The following is a 19373-nucleotide window of genomic DNA, read 5'->3' on the forward strand; positions in this document are numbered from 1 at the left end:
CTTGAAGGCGACAACGCAGCGAAGCACATTATCGTTATACATCACTATATCATTCATCATACAAAGGCAATTGACGAATATGATGATTCATCATACACAAATGTTCACTGCAGGAGGCAGTTCACCAGGGAGAGACATCATGCGCTTTATCAAGGCAGCCATTCTGGCTGGTACCGTCGCCGTGTTCGCGGCAACTTCTGCGTTTGCTGCCGACGTCAAGATCGGCTTCATCGTCAAGCAGCCGGAAGAGCCGTGGTTCCAGGACGAATGGAAATTCGCCGACGTCGCCGCCAAGGAAAAGGGCTTCACGCTGGTCAAGATCGGCGCCGAAGACGGCGAAAAGGTTCAGTCCGCAATCGACAATCTTGGCGCCCAGGGTGCGCAGGGCTTCATCGTCTGCACGCCTGACGTCAAGCTCGGCCCCGGCATCGTCGCCAAGGCCGCCGCCAACGACCTCAAGCTGATGACGGTCGACGACCGTTTGGTCAACGCCGACGGCAGCCCGATTGAAGACGTGCCCCACATGGGCATTTCGGCAACGAAAATTGGCGAAGCCGTTGGTCAGGCCCTTGTCGACGAAATAAAGAAGCGCGGCTGGGACATGAAGGACGTCGGCGCGATCCGCGTTTCCTACGATCAGCTCCCGACCGCAGTCGACCGCGTCGAGGGCGCGCTTTCGGTGCTGAAGGCCAACGGCTTCCCGGAAGCCAACATCTTCGATGCGCCGCAGGCCAAGACCGACACGGAAGCAGCACTCAACGCCTCGACGATCGTGCTCAATAAGAATGCCGGCATCAAGAAGTGGGTCGCGATCGGCCTCAATGACGAAGCGGTGCTCGGCGCCGTGCGCGCGACCGAAACGGTCGGCATTCCCGCCGACAGCATGATCGGCGTCGGCATCGGCGGCGCGGATTCGGCGATCAACGAGTTCAAGAAGCCTGCAGCCACCGGCTTCTTCGGCACGGTCATCATCTCGCCGAAGCGCCACGGCTACGAGACCGCCCTCAACATGTATGAGTGGATCGCCAACGGCAAGGAGCCGGAAAAGCTGACCCTGACTGCCGGCCAACTGGCGCTGCGCGACACTTATGAAGCCGTGCGCAAGGACCTCGGCATCGAGTAAACGCCCCTTGCGATACCATCTGCCCGGCGGCTTGTCCGCCGGGCGTTCCGCTTCGGAGCCGCGCATGCAAGACTTTCTTGAATTCCGTTCCATCTCGAAAGGCTATCCCGGCGTCCAGGCGCTGTCGGATGTCTCGTTTTCCGTGCGCAAGGGCGCCGTCCATGGGCTCATGGGCGAGAACGGCGCGGGCAAGTCGACGCTCATCCGCCTGCTGTCCGGCGACCAGGCCGCCGACGAGGGAGAGATCCTGATCGACGGCGCGGCGCAGAGCTATCGGTCCGTGCGCGACGCCTTTCGCGCCGGTGTGATCGTCATCCATCAGGAACTGCAGCTCGTTCCGGAACTGACRGTGGCCGAAAACCTCTGGCTCGGTCACTTCCCCGGCAAGGGCGGCGTCATCGATCGCCGCAGGCTGATCGGCATCGTCGGTGAAAAACTCTCCGAAATCGGTATCGACGTCGATCCGTCGGCCAAGATCGCCTCGCTCTCGATCGGCGAGCGCCAGATGGTCGAGATCGCCAAGGCGGTCATGCTCGATGCACGTGTCATCGCACTCGACGAACCGACCTCGTCACTGTCGTCCCGCGAAAGTGAAATCCTCTTTGCGCTCATCGAACGCCTGCGGTCTAATGGTACGGTGATCCTCTACGTGTCCCACCGACTCGATGAGATCTTCCGTCTTTGCGACGGCCTGACGGTGTTGCGCGACGGCAAGCTTGCCGCGCACCATACCGACATTTCCAAGGTGACACGCGACCAGATCATCGCCGAAATGGTCGGGCGCGAAATCTCCAACATCTGGGGTTGGCGAGCGCGCGACCTTGGGCCTGAGCGCCTGCGCGTCGAAGCGATCTCCGGGCCGAAGCTAAAAACACCCCTAAGCTTCTCGGTCCGGCGCGGCGAGATTCTCGGCTTCTTCGGCCTGATCGGCGCCGGCCGCAGCGAGATGGCACGGCTCGTCTACGGCGCGGACAACCGCGCCCAGGGAACGGTTACCATCGACGGTCAGAAGGTGCCGGCCGACAGCCCGCCCCACTCGATCCGCGCCGGTATGGTGCTGTGCCCGGAGGACCGCAAGTTCGACGGCATCGTGCAGGGACGCAGCATCGAGGAGAATATGGCGATTTCGTCGCGCCGGCACTTCTCGCCCTTCGGCATCCTCGATCTCAAGAAGGAAGCGGAGCTTGCCGAGCGTTTCATCGCCAAGCTTCGGGTGCGCACGCCCTCGCGCAAGCAGGACATCATCAATCTCTCCGGTGGCAACCAGCAAAAGGTCATCCTCGGCCGCTGGCTTTCCGAACAGGGCGTGAAAGTCCTTGTCATCGACGAGCCGACGCGCGGTATCGATGTCGGCGCCAAGTCGGAAATCTATGAAATCCTCTACGAACTCGCCGGTCAGGGCATGGCGATCGTCGTCATCTCCAGCGAGTTGCCCGAGGTGATGGGCATCACCGACCGCATCCTCGTCATGTGCCAGGGCCGCATCGCGGCGGATATCGCGCGCGCCGATTTCGACGAACGCCGCATCCTCGCCGCCGCCCTTCCCGATGTTCCAACCGAGCAGGTTCAGCCGTCATGACTTCCCTAAAAAAACTTCTTCTCGGCGAACAGGGTCTGGTCGTCATCTTCGCCGTCGCCTTCGCCATCGTGGCGCTGACGGTTCCAAACTTCCTGACCGAGCGCAACATGCTCGGCCTGCTGCAGTCGGTCGTGACCATCGGCATCGTCGCCTGCACGATGATGTTCTGCCTCGCCTCGCGTGACTTCGACCTCTCGGTCGGCTCCACCGTCGCCTTCTCAGGCATGGCCGCCGTCATGGCATCGAACGCCTCCGGCTCCATCCTCGTCGGCCTGATTGCGGCACTCCTGTGCGGCGGCTTCGTCGGCCTCGTCAACGGCGTGGTGATTGCGCATTTCCGCATCAACGCGCTGATCACGACGCTTGCCACCATGCAGATCGTGCGCGGCTTCGCACTGATTGCCTCCGACGGCCGCGCCGTCGGCATCAACGACCCGAGCTTCTACCAGCTGGCGCTGTCGAAGTTCCTGGGCATCCCGACGCCGATCTGGGTGATGGGCTTCTTCTTCCTCGTCTTCGGCTTCGTCTTGAACCGCACCGTCTTCGGCAAAAACACACTCGCGATCGGCGGCAACCCGGAGGCTTCGCGCCTTGCCGGCGTCAACGTCTCAAACATGCGCATCTGGATCTTCGCCCTGCAGGGCCTCGTTTGCGCCGTTGCCGGTGTGCTGCTCGCCTCGCGTATCACCTCGGGCCAGCCGAATGCCGCGACCGGCCTCGAGCTCTCGGTCATCTCGGCCTGCGTGCTCGGCGGCGTCTCGCTAGCCGGCGGCCGTGCGGCCATGACCGGCGTAATCGTCGGCGTTCTCATCATGGGCATTGCCGAAAACGTCATGAACCTCCTCAACATCCAGGCCTTCTACCAGTACGTGGTACGTGGTCTGATCCTTCTGCTCGCGGTGCTGCTCGACAATCTGCGCTCAGCTGCCGCTGGTCGTCGCAGCTAGGGGCATGACGGACGACACCGTCCTCCTCGAAAACGAAGAAGGGCTCACCGTCGAGGTGAGCCCGCTTGGCGGCGCCATCCTCACAGCCCGCTGGCGCGGGACGCCGGTGCTTGTGCCGACGCCGACACCGGGCCTCGCCTCGCAGGTGCTCGGCGCCGAAGCCTGCTTTCCGCTCGTACCCTTCGGCAACCGCATCGAAGGCAACGGCTTCCGCTTCGAAGGTCGAGACTACACGCTGGCGCCCAACACGGCCGATCCGCTCGTTCTGCATGGTGAGGGCTGGCTTCGGCGTTGGTCGATCTTGCGCCAGGACCGTCATTCGCTTGCGCTGCACGACCGGCAGGCGGCAAGCGCCGCCACGCCCTTCGCCTATGAGACGGTGCAGACGATCACGATCGACGGCGCGAGCTTGACGTTTTCGCTCACCGTCGCCAACCACTCAGCAGACGCGCTCCCCTACGGCCTGGGCCTCCATCCCTATTTTCCGCGCACGCCGGACACACGCCTTTTTGCCCATGCCAGCCGCCACTGGACCGAGCGGGAGGGTCACCTGCCGGGTGCGGCACAGCCTGTACCGCGCGATAGGGACTTCACCTCCGGCGCCCCTCTGCCGCCAGGCTGGCTGAACAATGCCTTCGACGGCTGGGATGGAAAGATGCGCGTCGAGTGGCCCGAAACCGGCCTCGCACTTTCGCTGGATGCGGACGAGAGCTTTGGTGTCTTCGTGCTTTACTCTCCCTCCACCGAAGCCGAATTCTTCTGCTTCGAGCCGATGAGCCACCGGCCGAACGCCCATCGCCGGCCCGAGGGCGGCGGTCTCGTCAGGCTGGCACAGGGCGAAACGCTGGAAGGCACCGTCACGCTGCGGATCCATGCGCTCGGGCCGTGAACGACACTGACGCACCTCTCTCCGCCAATCCCAAAGAAGAAGGCGGCGCCCCTTTCGGAGCACCGCCTTTTTTCCTTGTATCTGCCGAAGCAGCGTTATGCGGGCTGCTGATCTTCGCGCGTCTTCACGAGGCTCCAGACCACGCCCATGGCGATGATCGCGAAGGTGACGCCGAGCGACAGCGCGGCCGGGAACTTCTCGAGCCCCAGGAGATCGGCGACGAAGATCTTCGAACCGATAAAGATCAGGACGACGGCCAGTGCCGGCTTCAGGTAGCGGAAGCGATGGATCATCGCAGCAAGAGCAAAGTATAGCGCGCGCAGGCCAAGGATAGCGAAGATGTTCGACGTGTAGACGATGAACGGGTCCGTGGTGATCGCGAAGATCGCGGGAACCGAGTCGACGGCGAAGATCACGTCCGCCACCTCGACCATGACCAGCGCCATGAAGAGGGGCGTGATGAACCACGTCATCTTGCCGGTCTTGGGATTTACAAGCTTCACGAAGAAGCGCTCGCCATGGTGCTCTTCGGTGACGTTGAAGCGGCTACGCATGAAGCGGACCAGCATGTTGTCCGAAACGTCGGGCTCGGCCTCCTTCATGACCAGCATCTTGATGCCGGTGAAGACGAGGAACGCCGCGAAGATATAGAGAACCCAGGAGAATTCAGCGACGAGTGTCGCACCGACGCCGATCATGATCGCGCGCAGCACGATAACGCCGAGGATACCCCAGAAGAGCACGCGGTGCTGGTAGATGCGCGGGACGGCGAAGAAGGAGAAGATCAGGGCGATGACGAAGACGTTGTCGAGCGCCAGGGTCTTTTCGACCACGAAGCCGGTCATATAGGCAAGGCCGGACTCGGCACCGAGATACCACCAGACGAAGCCGCCGAAGCTCAGGCCGAGGGCGATATAGAAGGCGGAAAGCTTGACGCTTTCGGCAACGTTGATCTCCTTGTTCTCCTTATGGAGAATACCAAGGTCGAACGACAGGATAGCGATCACCAGGGCGAAAAAGCTCGCCCACAGCCACAGTGGCGTTCCCAGCCACATTACAGACATGAAGGAAAAGTCCACAGACGGGTCCCCAATCGGCACATGTTGTCGGAATAAGGTCCGACATCGCAAGAGTGCCGAAGCTCTCGCCAGAGGGGCCCGGACCAGCGGGTTGGGCGAGAGATGGGTTGCCGAATTTCGCCGTTCAAGAGCGCAACCCCATTTTTTTGAAGAATTTCGAAAAGCGCAGTCGGCTCCCCGATCCGGCTCACAAACCTGGCCCTGTTTGCTCGGAACAAGACGGGGCGTAGCGGCCGCCATGCCTCGCTCTCCGGCTTCGCCGCACCGCCAGCAAGCTCACCGCCACCGCCGCGCCGGCCACCATGGCTGCCACCGGCGGCAGGGCCTGCGGCGACAGGGACTCCAGAGTGAGCCCGCCGACGGCCGTGCCGAGCGCGACGCCCACATGCATCGCCGAGAGATTGAGACCAACCCCCGCCTCCGCCGTATCGGGGCCGGTCGCCATCAGGAAACTCTGCACCACCGGCGAGATCATCCAGCTGATGCACCCCCACACCATCATGACGGCAATGAAGGCCCAAGGGGTCGATGATGCCAGCGGGATGACGAGCAAGGCCAGCAGATAGGCGAAAGGCGCAATGACGATCGCGCGGCGCGGCGTTGCGGCATCCGCAAGCCAGCCGCCGAGATAACCGCCGCTGACCCCCGCCACGCCGAAGGCGACGAAGGCCAGCACGAGTTCCGCCCGGCCGAGACCGACACGGTCGGTGATGTAGGGAGCGAGATAAGCGAAGAGGACAAAATGACCGCCGATCATCAATATCGAAACGAGCTGCCCGGCCAGGAGCGGCAGGGACCTGATATGCTGCCAATAGCCAGACGCACCTTGCGGCCGCCGGCCTGAAGGCTTGAGGCTGACGTAGCAGACGACGAAGATCAGCAGGACAAATAGGGCGAGCGCCACGAATACGCTACGCCAACCAAAGAGGCCGGAGACGACCATGCCGACCGGAACGCCCAGCACCATCGAGCCGCTGATGCCCATGAAGATGACGCCGATGGCGCGGCCGCGCATGCCAGGCCCCGCCAGCTCCGTCGCGAGCATGGTTGCGACCAGACAGACGGTCGCGCTGGCCATCGCCATCGCAATGCGGGCGATAAACAGCATCGCAAAATTCGGGCTCAGCGCTGCGGCAATGTTGCTTGCTACGAACAGCGCAAGCGCAGACAAAAAGATCGTCCTGCGCTCCAGACGCACCGTCAGCAATTGCGCCGCTGGGGCGCTCAGCGCAAACGCGACTGAAAAGACCGCCGTCAACTGACCGGCAAGGCCGACCGAGACGGAAAGTCCTTTGGCGACATCGGGGAGGATGCCGATGACGATGTTTTCGGCGGTCCCGGTTGCGAAGGTCGCCAGAGCCAGAAGAAATAGACGCGGGTTCATGCCACCATCCCGATACATTGCCGCCTTGCGCGGAAGGACGGTAATCCTTCGCGGTCTTGCGGCGAGTTGCGTTATGGGGTTTCGGGGCGCGAGCTTCGGTTATCCCTCACCGGATTGGTATCACGTCATTCGGCGGTCGAAAAGATGGATCGGGATCGGGGATTGAGTGCGGTCTTCGGTCCCAGAAGTCGGTTGCCATCCGCCCACCTCCTGACGGGCGCCGCCGCCTTTTCTGCAAACGCCGGGAATAGGTTCCTCTCTTCGCCGTTCTTCCTGCATCTGTCATGAGGAGAACAGCGATGGCACTCGCCCTTCTGAAGAAACCGCAGCCCCGGCTTACCTTTCTCTGCCGCAGGCAAGATGAAGGTGTGATCCCGGCGCCTGTGCGCGCCAAGACTGTACTACCCGATTGGTTCCGAAAGCTGCCGGCCGTCGATGAAAACCATGTCTCGCCGACGAGCAGCGGCATCACGGTCAAGCGCTGCATGCCCTTCCTCGATGCCATGGCAACCGGCTGGGTCATCGGGCTTGCGGCAACCGTACGCATGGAGATTTCAGAGAGTGGCCGGCAGGTCGATTGCGGATGGGATTTCGACCGGACGATGGTGAGCAACCACGCGAGCCATCAGGTCGCGGGCAATCCGCGCGCGCCGTTGCCGCCCTGCAAGTTCCACAATTACTGGACCATCCGTACGCCGCGCGGCTGGAGTTGCCTCTTCGTGCCGCCGCTCAACCGGTCGAACGGCGTGTTCGAGATCGTCGCTGGGGTCGTCGATACTGACACTTACCAATCGGAAATCCACTTCCCGTTCTTCGCCACCGGTGCAGACGGGTTGCATGTACTGGAGCGTGGCACACCCATCGCTCAGCTCATCCCCTTCCGCCGAGAAACATCCGATCTCGACGCGGACATTCGCGGCGAAAGTGAAACGGAGGGGACGGTCCGCAAGACGATCCTCCGCAAGACGCTTGCTTCCGACGGCTGGTACAGAAAGTTCGCCCGCGCGCAGCGCTAAGCCGAGCCTGCCGAAGACGTTTCAGCGACGCCGCACCCGGCGACGGCGGCGGTGCTTCCATGCCGAATATAGACCACCTATATCATTGAAAAAACTTCTGTTTTCCTGGGAATATGCATGTTCGGCCGACGTTCCTCCCTTGCAGTCAACGAGGCTGTCCCCACGAAGGAGAAACGTGATGAAAAAAGTCCTCGCAGTTCTGAGTGCATTCCTGGTGGTTGGCGCGGCAGGCCCCGCACCTGCCGTCGCCGACGACGACCCGGTTACCCGCTTCCTGCAAAAGGCGACCGGCAAAGGCAAGAGCCATGCGCGCTCCAGCCGGGACGACGGCGGAAGCTGGATCTCCAACCGCAGTTCCAACGGCTCATCGAACTCTTCGCGGAACTCAAGCTCGAATTCGAGTTCGAACTCAAGCTCGAATAGCAGGTCCAATTCGTCGAGCAACTCAAGCTCGAACAGCTCGAGCAACTCCTCGTCGAACTCGTCCTCCAATTCCTCGTCCGACGACGATTGAGACACCGCTTTCAAGAAACAGGAAGCAGTGCGGAGAATATTGTCCCTCGCGTCGATTGGCGTGGGGGATAATTCGTTGCGGCGACTACCGATCCAGCAGGGGCAATGTCCCCTTAGTGCACGCCCTACCTGAGCTCGGCAAGTAGCGCGTCTGCCTCCCACGTCTTGCGCCCAGTGGTCGCCGCTTCCTTGACCAACCCACAAAGCCGTTCATTGACCGGCGCCTGCCGGCCGAGCTTGGCGGCGAGCGCGACGACCGCACCGTTGATCCAATCCACTTCGGGAAAACGGCCGGCTTCAAGGTCGTCGGCCATCGAAGAGCGCGCCGTCGCGTCGATCTTCAGCATGCGACCGGCAATCGCGCGAAACAGGGCGTCCGACAGGCTCAGGACGAGGGGTAACCAGTTCGGCGGGAGCGGTGTCAGCCGCGCCGGGCGGATGCGCCCCTCCGCGGCCAGCAGCCCCAATGCCTCGCGCTGGGCGAGCGCAAGGCAGAGGCGAAAGTCCCGCGTCTGCAGCTGCTCGCGCAGGGGCAGACCGGAGAGCGCATTGATTGCGTTGTTGAGGTTCATCAGCAGCTTTGCCCACTGCACCTCCTCCATGTCGCGACGCAGGTCGAGAGCCAGCCCCGCGGCCTTGAAGAGCGCCGCCGCCGCTGCCATCAGCGGGTCGTCCTCGACGGCAATATTGCCCTCCGTCGCACGATGCAGATGCGCCGGCCCGGGCGCCGTTACGTTGAAGGGAACCATGCCGCGCAGGATCCGTGCAGACGGCAACAAGGTCTGCAGCGTGGTGCTGTTGCCGACACCGTTCTGCAGGCTGAGAACCGGAACGCCGGTGCGCAGCACCGGTGAGAGTTCCGCCGCCGCCTGGACCGTCTGCCCGGATTTGACCGTCAGGAGGACGAGATCGCAACCCGCCAGGCATGATGCTGCATCGGAGTAGACGATCCTCTCAGGCGCGACGAAATCATCACGCCCATCCAGATCGGTCAGACGCAATCCATCCCTTTGCCAGACGGTACCGCGCGCCGTCCGGCCGACGAAAATCACCTTTGCCCCGCCAGCCAGAAGGCACCCGCCGACAAAACCGCCGACCGCACCGGCACCGAACACTCCAATTTTCACGACGCCCGCCCCCTTCGCATGCCAGGGAGTATAGGCCGGGATCGTCGATTTCCAACTCGATGTCTATGATCGAGCGGGAGCCCGTTGACCAAGCCAGATGCTGCCGACGACCAAAAGGACGCCGACACTCTGAGGCGCGCTCAAGGACTGGTCCAGGAACACCCATCCGAGCAGCACAGCCGTCAGCGGGCTAAGGAAGAGAAGCGCTGACACTGCTGCGGACTCCAGTCGCCCGATGCCCCGAAACCAGAGAACATAGGTGAGCGCCGCGCCGATCAGGCTCAACCAGGCGAGAGCCAGCAGGTTGGGAACGGTCGGGAACGGCACCGGCGGCTCGAAGGCAAGGGCGATGGGGATGAGGAGCAAGCCACCGGCGGTCAGCTGCCACGCCGTCGATGTAAGCAGCGATTCCGTCGACTTCCACTTTCGCGCCAGGACATTGCCGAAGGCCATGGATAGCGCGCCGGCAAGGCCCGCGGCAATGCCGATCTCGTCCAGCGCGGCTTGYGGCGTCAGGACCAGAAGCCCGACGCCGGCAATGCCGACAATAGCCGCAACGAGGGACACCGGACGGATCGGCGCCTTAAGAAGGAGCGCTGCAATGAAAACGACGATCAGCGGCTGGACCGCCGCGACGGTTGCCGCGACGCCACCCGGCAGGCGGTAGGCCGCGACGAACAGCATACTCAGGAAGATCGAGATGTTGAGAGCACCGAGCACGAAGGCGCGGAACCACCAGATGCCGCGCGGCAGCCGCCGGACGATCAGGAGGAGCAGCAAGCCCGCCGGCAAAGCCCGCAACAGCGCGACCGTCAGCGGAGAAAAGCCCTGCAGGAACTGGGTGGCAACAATATAGGTGCTGCCCCAGATGACGGGGGCGATTGCCGTGATGGCGATATCGGAAACGTCTGTTTTCATGAGAACTGAAGGACCTCGCCAAGCGGCCTGCGGGGCTTTTGCGGCCAATTTCCGGGAACGGCGCGGCCGACCGCGAGAAGCATTGTGGGCAGTTCGCTGGGCGTCAGGTTGAACTCGCGGGCGACGCCTTCGGCGTCGAACCCGCCCATTGGACCGGTAGACAATCCCAACGCTTCGGCGGCAAAGATCAGGGTCGCGGCACCCAGACTGGCCGACCGCATGGCCTCATCGCGGGCAACCTTTGCGTCGGCATATTGGGCCCGGACAGCCTCCTGCCAACCGGAGGCCATTTCGGTCGGCATGTAACCGGTATCGACGAAGGGGCGCAGTCGTGCGGGCAGCGTCTCGTGATCGGGCAGCAGGCCGCAGATGATGAAGGTCGCGGCAGCGTCCGAGACCTTGGCTTGCCCGTGCGCCACATTGCGCAGCCTGGCTTTTCCTTCCGGCGTGCGCACGGCGATGAACCGCCAGTTCTGCAGATTGTAGGCCGTTGGCGCGCGGGTCGCGAGACGGACCAGTTGCTCGATTTCCGCGTCCGCCAATGTATGGGTCGAATCGAACCGATTGGCGGAGACGCGCTGTTCGATAAGGGCGATCATGGGATGTGTCATTCTTTCAGTCCGATCGAATATCTGTCGGACCGACCGTATTGAATTCACCATTGATTGATAATATGGCCATTTCAAAAGACATCATTCGCCAATGGAAAATTATTGTGGATCGCTACACCGCCCTCCAGGTCTTCCGCCATGTGGCCGAACTCAGCAGTTTCGCGGAGGCCGGGCGCAAGCTCGGCCTGTCGCCGGCCGCGATCAGCAAGAACGTTGCCGAGCTCGAAGCCAGCGTCGGCACGCGGCTCATCAACCGGACCACACGGCGCATGGCGCTGACGGACGAGGGGAAGCTCTATCTCGAACACGTCGTGCGCGGGCTGGATGCGCTGAAGGATGCCGACGCCGCACTCTCGCCCGTCCGCCAGGCGCCGGGCGGGACGCTGCGTGTTGCCGCTCCGATGACGGTAACACTCATGCGCCTTTCCTCCGTCATCCCAGAGTTCCTGTCCCGCTACCCGGACCTCAGGCTCGACCTGCACCTTGACGACAGGCGCGTCGATATCGTGCAGGAGGGGTTCGATCTGGCCATCCGCGGCAGCGACAAGCTGGAGGATTCAAGCCTGATCGCCAGGAAACTCGCGGTCATGCCACATGTTCTCTGTTCGGCACCGGCTTACTTCGAAGCCCACGGAGAACCGATGGATCCCGCTGACCTGAATTCGCACAACTGTATCCGTTTCAGCCTCTCCGGCCATGCGGACTTGTGGGAGTTTCGCAAGGGCAGCCGAACGGAGAAGGTGGCCGTGAAGCCGCGCTATTCGGTGACATCAAGCCTTGCCGTGCGCGATGCGCTGCGCGCCGGCTTCGGGGTCAGCCTGATACCCCGTCCCTATGTCGAGGACGATCTGAAAAGCGGTCGACTGCAGCGCGTGCTTTCCGACTGGGATACGGTCGAAACCACGCTCTACGCCATCTATCCCTCCCGGCAGCACGTTGCGCCGAAGATCCGCGCGTTTCTCGATTTTCTCGCCGAAACATTCAGCCGCCCGTAATCGCGCACCCCGCCGATGGTGCATGGCACGACGCGTATGGGATCCAACCGGCTCCGATCGAACTTGCACTGTTCCCTGGGGAACATCGGCCATACGATGCATCGGTAGGTTACCGGCGCATCTCAACCAGAGCCCGAAGGACCGACCTCATGCGCCTGATTGCCGCCACCCTCTTCGCTTTCAGCCTCGCCGGCTCGGCCGCTGCCGCCGATCTCATGACCTTCTGGGACAAGCCGCAGCACGGCGGCAACAGCTTCAATCGCCTCCCGCCGGACCAAGCCTATTTCAAGGCGCTGGCGGGTTACGGCGCCACCTGGGTGCGCCTCTCCTACGACAAATGGAAACCGGCAAAGCGCGACTACCTGATCGGCGACGCGGACCAATATACGGGCATTCCTGCCGCTGATCTCGAAACGCTCAAGGAGACGCTCGACCGCGCCGACAAGGCGGGCCTCAAGGTGGTCATCGCGCCGCTGTCGCTGCCAGGCATGCGCTGGGCCCAGAACAACGGCAACAAGTTCGACGGTCGGCTCTGGCGAGACAAAATCTGGTGGGACCAGGCGGCGAACTTCTGGCGGGATCTGGCGCGGGAGCTGAAGGACCACCCGGCCGTTGCCGCCTACAATATCGTCAACGAGCCGGCGCCGGAAAAGAACAACGGACTTGCCGAGCACGCCGACCCGCAGGCGATGCAGGCCTGGTACGACGGAAAGCAAGGAAGCGCCGCGGATCTCAGGGCCTTCTATGAGACCGTCATCGCCGCCATTCGCGAGGTCGACCCCGCGACCCCTGTGATGGCGGATGCGGGCTGGTATGCGGCGGCGGATGCCTTTTCCTATTGGCCATCGGCTCTCACGGACCAGAAGATTCTCTACAGCTTTCACATGTACGAGCCCTATGCGGCCACGAGCGCGCCCAACATCAAGCGCGACAAGCCCTATGCCTATCCGGGCTCAGTGCCCTTTGGCGAAAGTGAAGAGACCTGGGACAAGGCGCGACTGGCCGGCTATCTGGCAAAGCCGGTGCAATGGGCCAAGGACAAGGACGTGCCGCTCAACCGGCTCGTCGCCGGCGAGTTTGGCTGCATGCGCCGGTGGGCTAGCTGCAGGACCTATCTCGAGGATGTGTTGACCGCGCTCGATAAGGACGATCTGCACTGGGCCTTCTACAGTTTCCGCGAAGATGCCTGGGATGGCATGGACTACGAGCTCGGCTCGAAGACCGTCGGCTGGAAATACTGGCAGCAGATGGAAGCCAACGAGCGCGACACGACGCCGCGCAAGGCGACGCCGGAGTTCGCACCGATCAGCCAGCGGCTCGCCGCGGATCGCTGATCGCCTTCCGCCGAAACGCCTTTGAACCAGGGCGTGGCGGGCGGCCGAGCGTGGCGGCAATCCGTGTCGGCGTCACAAAAGCGCTCCATTGCGATGCACATCAGGTCGCAGCCTTCGCCCTTCCGACCAGACGCCGGTCTGCTTGGAAAAAGGGCAAGAATCGTTAGAACAACTTTATCCCTGCGAGCACCACGTCAGCCGTGGTGCCGTTTGCAACTTGAGGCATGTCTGTGGACACGACCGGAGCGGCCGTCGCCGACACACGAAAGCGAACCATCTCCCTGTCGCGCACGCTGGCGATAGTGATGGCGGCGCTGGTGGCCCTGACCGCCGCGGTCATTCTCTCGGTCGTCTGGTACATGTCGGCCGGCGCGACGCGGGAATTGCTCGCCCAATCGGCCCATCTCGGCCTCGACGCCGTCCAGACGAAGATCGGCAGCCGGTTTGCGCCGGTTGAAGACCAATTGGCCTTCCTGGCAAAGGAGGTCGCGGCCGGACGCCTCGATCCCGCCGATCCGCTGGCACTGGAGCGGGTGATGACGGGCGCGCTTGCGGCAACCCCGCAAGTTCGCGTGCTCTCCTTCGTCAAACCGAATGGCGAAATCTTTGGCGTGACCCAGGGTCCCAAGGGCGTCTTTTCCTTCGCCGACACGATCAGGACCGACAACGAGCGTGCGGAGGTGGACGAGGCGCGCCGCAGCGGCAAGGCCCAATGGGGGCCGGTCTACTTCGTTCCGGATCCGGCCATACGCACCTCGGTCACGAACCGGCAGCAACCGGCGACCGTCGGGGATCAGTTTGCCGGCGTCTTCCGCGCAACGATCACGGTTGATGCGATTTCGGACTTTCTGCGTCAGATCGCCGTCTCGAACCCAGGGACGACGCCCTTCGTCCTTTATGGCCGAGATCAGGTGCTCGCCCATCCGATGATGGCAGCGGGCCATCCGCTCCTGTCGGCGGAGCACCGGCTGCCGAAGCTTGGCGAACTCGGCGATCCGTTCCTTGCCACACTGTGGGCGGAGGAGCCTCAGACCTTCCATGATTCCGCGCTGGAAGCGCGCTTCGTGGAGGTCGGCGACAAGGATCGCGTCATTCTCACCCGCGAGATCAAAGGTTATGCACCGGCCCCTCTCGTCGTCGGCGTCGAGATACCGATCGAATCCCTGGAGAAGCCGATATGGGACCTCCTGCGCGCCGGCGTAGCCGGTCTCGTGGTTATGCTCGCGGCGATCATCATCGCGTGGGTCGTCAGCCGCCTCATCGTTCGCCCGGTCACCAGCATGGCGCATGAAGTCCGCGCCGTCGGCATGCTCGACTTCGCAGCGCTTCATCCTCTGCCGGGAAGCCTCTTCACCGAACTGAACGAGCAGGCGCGGGCCTACAATACAATGCTGACCGGACTGCGCTGGCTGGAAACCTACGTTCCAAAGAAACTGGTGCGCCATCTGCTGGGAAGCGGTAACCTCGCCTCGACGCAGCGAACGGTGACCATCATGTTTACCGACGTGGTCGATTTCACCGCCACCGCAGAAAAGACCAGCGCTGCCGAAGTCGCCGCACTGCTGAACAGGCATTTCGACCTGCTCGGCCAGTGCATCGAGGATGAAGGCGGCACAATCGACAAGTTCATCGGCGATTGCGTGATGGCGTTCTGGGGTGCCCCCGACGATCAGCAGGATCATGCCGATCGCGCCATTCGCGCCGCGCGCGCCATTGCCCTCGCCGTCGCAGCCGATAATGCTGACCGGCTCAAGAAAGGCCTGTCGCCGCTGCGCGTGCGCATCGGCGTCCATTCCGGTCCGGTCGTCTCGGGCAATATCGGCATGAGCGGACGCTCGGCCTACACCATCGTCGGCGACGCGGTAAACGTCAGCAACCGTCTGGAGCAGCTCGGCAAGTCGGTGGCGCCGAACGAAGAGATCGTCGTGCTTCTGAGCGGACAGACATTCGAGTTCCTCACCGAAGACCGTTCGGACCTCACGCCGCTTGGCAAACACTGCCTTTCCGGGCGGACGGAACAGACCGAGATCTACCGGTTGCCGACCAAAGGGGAATAGGCGACACGAAGCGAGCCATCGCTTTTCCAACGATGCCTTCGTATCAAAACACCGGCCTCAAAGCCATCTCCATGCCCAGAAGGAACAGGCAGGCCAGGAAGCCGCGACGGAAGCCCTGAGCGCTCACCCGGCTGCGGAGCCGTTGGCCGGCCCACATTCCGGCAAGGGCCGGAACGACGGCGACCCCGGAAAGCGCAAGGGTTTCGGCCCGGAAGGTGCCCTGGGCGCCAAGCCCGACCGCCAGTGCGATGGTCGAAACCGTGAAGGAAAGCCCCAAAGCCTGCACGAGGTCATCCTTCGCAAGGCCGAGGGCTTGCAGATAGGGCACGGCCGGAATGACGAAGACCCCGGTGCAGCCGGTCACCAGGCCGGTCAGCATTCCGACAACCGGCGCCAGCCACCGTTCCTGCCGCTCAGAGATGCGGAACGGCGGAGCGAGCAGCGCGCAGCCGGAATAGATGACGAGTGCTGCCCCGAGCGCCGCGGTGGTCAGCCGCGTGTCGCCGCCGACCAGCCATGCGGAACCGAAGAGTGTGCCCGCAACGATCGCCAGCATCATCGGCCAGAACCGGCGCGCGAGCGGCAGGATGGCGGATCCTGCCAGAAGCTGCCAGACATTGGTCACGAAGGACGGAACGACCAGCAGGCTTGCCGCCGCGACCGGAGAAATGAGGGCGCCCAGAGCGCCCATCGCCACCGTCGGCAGACCCATTCCGGTTACGCCCTTGACGAGGCCGGCGACGAAAAACGTCGCGGCAACGGCCAGCAGGAAAGAAAACGACACGTCGAACATGAGACCGGCATATCCGGTTCGCCGGCATAGACAATGCGGAAGTGCCGATGTCAGACTTCGGCTGGTCCGAAGTCTGATTGTCGATTATCCTTGCCGCATGCCCTTCGACCTCAACGATCTTCGCCTGTTTCTCGCCGTCGTGGACGTCGGCAGTATCACCCATGGGGCGCAGGAGGTCGGGCTTTCCCTACCGGCGGCGAGCGAGCGGCTGCGCACCATGGAGGCAGCGGGCGACGTAACCCTGCTGACGAGAGGGCGACGCGGTGTCAGTCCGACGGAGGCGGGCGAAGCGCTCGTCCACCATGCGCGCATGATCATCCGCCAGACGGTGCAGATGCGCAGCGAACTGGGAGCCTATGCCAGGGGCGTGCGCGCCACCGTTCGTGTTCTTGCCAATACGGCCGCGATGACCGAGTACATTCCCGAAAGGCTTGCGGCCTGGATGGCAGCCAACCCGCAGATCGACATCGAGCTGAAAGAACGGCAAAGCGTCGAGATCGCCAGGAGCGTCGCTGCCGGCTTCGCCGAGATCGGCATTCTATCGGATGCGGTGGAGGCGAGCGGTCTGACGCTGCACCCCTTCGCGACTGACCGTCTGGTCGTGGTGGCCGGGCGTGACCATCCGATCATCGAGAGAACGCAGGTCCGCTTTGCCGATCTGCTCGATGAACGCTTCATCGGACTGGCAGGCGGCGCATTGCAGGATCACATCGACAGTCAGGCGGCCAAGCTCGGAGCCAAGCTCAAGATGCGCGTGAAGCTCCGCACCTTCGATGACATCTGCCGGATGGCGGGCGCAGGCGTGGGGGTCGGCATCGTGCCGGAAAACGCGGCCCGCCGATGCCGTCGAGCGGCCCGGATCTCTGTCATTCGCCTGCAGGAAACATGGGCCGTGCGCAGGCTGTCAGTCTGCATCCGCAGTGACGGGCAACTGACGCCGCCGGCACTCAGCCTGTTCGGCCATCTCACAGGCAATGGACAATCCTGAGGCGCATTTACCAGCAGGGAACGCGCGGCGCGCGCAGGTTTGCGCAAAGTTTTAGATTGCTGCTGATAAAAATGCTGCTTTTCGCCGCCTGGAAAGCAAAATTTAACCATACTTCTCCATCTTTTGTCCATCAGTCGTCAAGAAGGGGACAATCCGGAAGTCGCGCAGCGGTGGTCGCTCGCCGGCCTGAGGGCCTTTTGCGTGAATTTCTGGCTTGATTTGCGTTGTTGAGTAAGATCATTCGCCCACAGTCTTTGAATCGTCTGTTGCGTCCATTGCTGATCACTTGCTGCGGCACCGCTCTTGTCGGCGCGGCTGCGTGGTCGCTTGTCAGCATGGCCGCGATGGGCAACTCCTTCGCGCATGGTTCGGGCCGCCTGTTGCCCAAGCCGCAGCTCCATTTGGCCGAGAAGACCAAAGAGCGCGCCTGGGACAAACATGCCAGGATCAACCAGGCGACACGGCTCGTCGCGGCCGCCGCGGCACAGCCGGTCGTGGTCGCCAGCCTGGCCCCCAGCGAAGCGCGGTTTGCGCACGATCCAGAATTCCCGAGAGATGCCGAAATGCTCGGCAAGAGCGCGCGCATCGCGGCGGCCGTGAAGCAGGCGGTCCTGGCATCCGAAAAGCTCGCCAGCAATTCCGCCGCCGCCGCTTCCGCACAGTCGCGCCACCAGAGCCCGACGGTGAGCCTGCCCGCACCGGAACGCTTCGCTCCGATGACCACCGGTTCCACCGACAAGCCCGCGGTGCAGCTTGCCTATGCCACCCCCTCCCAGAGCCACGTGGACGACAACGCGTTTTCCGCCGTGCTGACTGCGCCCGTCGAGGACGATGTCGCAGAGCAGCCGGAACCGGACACGGCTGATGACACGGCCGCGCTGCCGAGCCATGAGGACACGCCATCTGTCGGGCCCATGCCGCAATTCCGCCCGCGCAACGAACAGGCTCAGAAGCCGGCGCCCGAACCCGAGAAGCCCGCAGGCAAACAGGCCGAAGTCGAGGCGGCGATCAAGGCCGAGGAGACCGGGAAGCCTGACGAACGCGAAATGCCGGCAAAGCCGAAGGTCGCCTATGCCCGACCGGAAGACCCGACGGAGAACACTTCCGGCACCGGCTTCGGCCAGGCGCTGCGCAACATCTTCGGCAGCAGCGCGAAGGCCGGAAACGGCGTCGCCGTCTACGACATCACCGCCGCCAAGGTTTACATGCCCGACGGCAGCGTGCTCGAGGCCCATTCCGGCATCGGCAAGATGGCCGACAATCCGCGCTACGTCGACGTCAAGATGACCGGGCCGACCCCGCCGCACACCTATAATCTCAAGATGCGCGAGACGCGCTTCCATGGGGTCGAGGCGATCCGCATGCTGCCGATCGACGGAAAGAACAAGCACGGCCGCGACGGATTCCTGACCCACAGCTACCTGCTGCGCGGCAAGCGCGCCGAATCCCATGGCTGCGTCGCCTTCGCCGACTATCAGCGCTTCCTGACGGCCTTCAAACAGGGCAAGGTCAAGCAGATCGTCGTGGTGCCGAACGGCGGACGCGCGGCCGGCATGCGCCTGGCACAGAACGGCAGGAGTTCCTGACAGGAAGCGTCCGACAGCCGGAGAAGGGCGCCAAAGGACTTCCGCCAATGAGGAACGGACATTAAGATCCGGACCTCATCAGGAGCGAGAACGAAGAGGACCGGGAGCCTGTCATGTGCCGAAACATCAAACCCCTGTTCAATTTTGAGCCGCCGGCCACGGACGCAGAGATCCATGACGCCGCGTTGCAGTTCGTGCGCAAACTGAGCGGAACGACCAAGCCGGCCAAGCGCAACGAGGCGGCCTTCGAACACGCGGTCAACGCAATCGCCGCCTGCGCCCAGGAATTGCTCAGTTCGCTCGAAACATCGCAGCCGCCGCGCAACCGCGAGGAAGAAGCAGCCAAGGCACGCGCCAGAAACGCGGTCCGGTTCGCCTGAGAGAGACGGCGTCCGCAGCTGCTGGCGCCAGTTCACCGCAACCGCTTGGAAGCG

General features: G+C 63.2%; 18 protein-coding genes. 11 read left to right on the forward strand and 7 right to left on the reverse strand.

Annotation, left to right across the window (positions count from 1 at the left end; genetic code table 11):
- Nucleotides 1-139 precede the first annotated feature (139 nt).
- The 4 genes from AB4Z53_RS11350 to AB4Z53_RS11365 all read left to right on the forward strand — a co-directional run bounded on the left by AB4Z53_RS11350 (nucleotide 140) and on the right by AB4Z53_RS11365 (nucleotide 4538).
- Nucleotides 140-1123: an arabinose ABC transporter substrate-binding protein gene (locus tag AB4Z53_RS11350; RefSeq protein WP_223727937.1), complete on the forward strand. Its 984-nt coding sequence runs from the start codon at nucleotides 140-142 to the stop codon at nucleotides 1121-1123.
- A gap of 64 nt (nucleotides 1124-1187) precedes the next feature.
- Nucleotides 1188-2702 (forward strand): L-arabinose ABC transporter ATP-binding protein AraG, encoded by a 1515-nt coding sequence (gene araG / locus AB4Z53_RS11355; RefSeq protein WP_441595885.1) that lies wholly within the window; start codon nucleotides 1188-1190, stop codon nucleotides 2700-2702.
- The gene (gene araH, locus AB4Z53_RS11360) at nucleotides 2699-3649 is read left to right on the forward strand and encodes an L-arabinose ABC transporter permease AraH (RefSeq protein ID WP_113538447.1); all 951 of its coding nucleotides are present in this window, start codon (nucleotides 2699-2701) and stop codon (nucleotides 3647-3649) included. Before araG ends, araH begins: the two co-directional genes overlap by 4 nt.
- 4 nt (nucleotides 3650-3653) lie before the next feature.
- The gene (locus AB4Z53_RS11365; RefSeq protein WP_441595886.1) at nucleotides 3654-4538 is read left to right on the forward strand and encodes an aldose 1-epimerase; all 885 of its coding nucleotides are present in this window, start codon (nucleotides 3654-3656) and stop codon (nucleotides 4536-4538) included.
- 95 nt (nucleotides 4539-4633) lie between these two features.
- Here the strand turns inward: AB4Z53_RS11365 and AB4Z53_RS11370 are convergent, their stop codons facing one another.
- Together AB4Z53_RS11370 and AB4Z53_RS11375 are read right to left on the reverse strand one after the other, a co-directional pair.
- Nucleotides 4634-5602 carry a TerC family protein gene (locus AB4Z53_RS11370; protein ID WP_441595887.1) on the reverse strand — a complete coding sequence of 323 codons (969 nt, stop codon included), beginning with the start codon at nucleotides 5600-5602 and terminating at the stop codon, nucleotides 4634-4636.
- A gap of 202 nt (nucleotides 5603-5804) precedes the next feature.
- The gene (locus tag AB4Z53_RS11375) at nucleotides 5805-7001 is read right to left on the reverse strand and encodes an MFS transporter (RefSeq protein ID WP_441595888.1); all 1197 of its coding nucleotides are present in this window, start codon (nucleotides 6999-7001) and stop codon (nucleotides 5805-5807) included.
- 299 nt (nucleotides 7002-7300) lie between these two features.
- Between AB4Z53_RS11375 and AB4Z53_RS11380 the strand changes: the two genes are divergently transcribed.
- Nucleotides 7301-8017 carry a DUF6065 family protein gene (locus AB4Z53_RS11380; protein WP_441595889.1) on the forward strand — a complete coding sequence of 239 codons (717 nt, stop codon included), beginning with the start codon at nucleotides 7301-7303 and terminating at the stop codon, nucleotides 8015-8017.
- Between the two features lie 21 nt (nucleotides 8018-8038).
- On the opposite strand, the gene AB4Z53_RS11385 is transcribed toward AB4Z53_RS11380, so the two are convergent.
- From AB4Z53_RS11385 to AB4Z53_RS11400, 4 genes are all read right to left on the reverse strand, one after another.
- On the reverse strand, nucleotides 8039-8509 hold the full coding sequence (locus AB4Z53_RS11385) for a hypothetical protein (RefSeq protein ID WP_441595890.1): 471 nt from the start codon (nucleotides 8507-8509) through the stop codon (nucleotides 8039-8041).
- A gap of 146 nt (nucleotides 8510-8655) precedes the next feature.
- Nucleotides 8656-9657: a 2-dehydropantoate 2-reductase gene (locus AB4Z53_RS11390; protein ID WP_441595891.1), complete on the reverse strand. Its 1002-nt coding sequence runs from the start codon at nucleotides 9655-9657 to the stop codon at nucleotides 8656-8658.
- A gap of 63 nt (nucleotides 9658-9720) precedes the next feature.
- The gene (locus AB4Z53_RS11395; protein WP_441595892.1) at nucleotides 9721-10575 is read right to left on the reverse strand and encodes an EamA family transporter; all 855 of its coding nucleotides are present in this window, start codon (nucleotides 10573-10575) and stop codon (nucleotides 9721-9723) included.
- The gene (locus AB4Z53_RS11400) at nucleotides 10572-11186 is read right to left on the reverse strand and encodes a nitroreductase family protein (protein ID WP_113538440.1); all 615 of its coding nucleotides are present in this window, start codon (nucleotides 11184-11186) and stop codon (nucleotides 10572-10574) included. Before AB4Z53_RS11400 ends, AB4Z53_RS11395 begins: the two co-directional genes overlap by 4 nt.
- A 104-nt stretch (nucleotides 11187-11290) precedes the next feature.
- Between AB4Z53_RS11400 and AB4Z53_RS11405 the strand changes: the two genes are divergently transcribed.
- The 3 genes from AB4Z53_RS11405 to AB4Z53_RS11415 all read left to right on the forward strand — a co-directional run bounded on the left by AB4Z53_RS11405 (nucleotide 11291) and on the right by AB4Z53_RS11415 (nucleotide 15572).
- On the forward strand, nucleotides 11291-12181 hold the full coding sequence (locus AB4Z53_RS11405; protein WP_441595893.1) for a LysR family transcriptional regulator: 891 nt from the start codon (nucleotides 11291-11293) through the stop codon (nucleotides 12179-12181).
- Between the two features lie 149 nt (nucleotides 12182-12330).
- The gene (locus AB4Z53_RS11410; RefSeq protein WP_441595894.1) at nucleotides 12331-13515 is read left to right on the forward strand and encodes a glycoside hydrolase family 5 protein; all 1185 of its coding nucleotides are present in this window, start codon (nucleotides 12331-12333) and stop codon (nucleotides 13513-13515) included.
- 224 nt (nucleotides 13516-13739) lie between these two features.
- On the forward strand, nucleotides 13740-15572 hold the full coding sequence (locus tag AB4Z53_RS11415; protein ID WP_441595895.1) for an adenylate/guanylate cyclase domain-containing protein: 1833 nt from the start codon (nucleotides 13740-13742) through the stop codon (nucleotides 15570-15572).
- Nucleotides 15573-15615: 43 nt separating this feature from the next.
- On the opposite strand, the gene AB4Z53_RS11420 is transcribed toward AB4Z53_RS11415, so the two are convergent.
- The gene (locus tag AB4Z53_RS11420) at nucleotides 15616-16365 is read right to left on the reverse strand and encodes a sulfite exporter TauE/SafE family protein (RefSeq protein WP_441595896.1); all 750 of its coding nucleotides are present in this window, start codon (nucleotides 16363-16365) and stop codon (nucleotides 15616-15618) included.
- A gap of 97 nt (nucleotides 16366-16462) precedes the next feature.
- Between AB4Z53_RS11420 and AB4Z53_RS11425 the strand changes: the two genes are divergently transcribed.
- The 3 genes from AB4Z53_RS11425 to AB4Z53_RS11435 all read left to right on the forward strand — a co-directional run bounded on the left by AB4Z53_RS11425 (nucleotide 16463) and on the right by AB4Z53_RS11435 (nucleotide 19319).
- Nucleotides 16463-17353 carry a LysR family transcriptional regulator gene (locus AB4Z53_RS11425; protein WP_441595897.1) on the forward strand — a complete coding sequence of 297 codons (891 nt, stop codon included), beginning with the start codon at nucleotides 16463-16465 and terminating at the stop codon, nucleotides 17351-17353.
- Nucleotides 17354-17619: 266 nt separating this feature from the next.
- Nucleotides 17620-18939: a tlde1 domain-containing protein gene (locus AB4Z53_RS11430; protein ID WP_441595898.1), complete on the forward strand. Its 1320-nt coding sequence runs from the start codon at nucleotides 17620-17622 to the stop codon at nucleotides 18937-18939.
- Between the two features lie 113 nt (nucleotides 18940-19052).
- Nucleotides 19053-19319 carry a DUF2277 domain-containing protein gene (locus AB4Z53_RS11435; protein WP_441595899.1) on the forward strand — a complete coding sequence of 89 codons (267 nt, stop codon included), beginning with the start codon at nucleotides 19053-19055 and terminating at the stop codon, nucleotides 19317-19319.
- Nucleotides 19320-19373 lie beyond the last annotated feature (54 nt).

The organism is Ensifer sp. 2TAB8, assembly GCF_052115125.1.
Lineage (GTDB): Bacteria > Pseudomonadota > Alphaproteobacteria > Rhizobiales > Rhizobiaceae > Ensifer.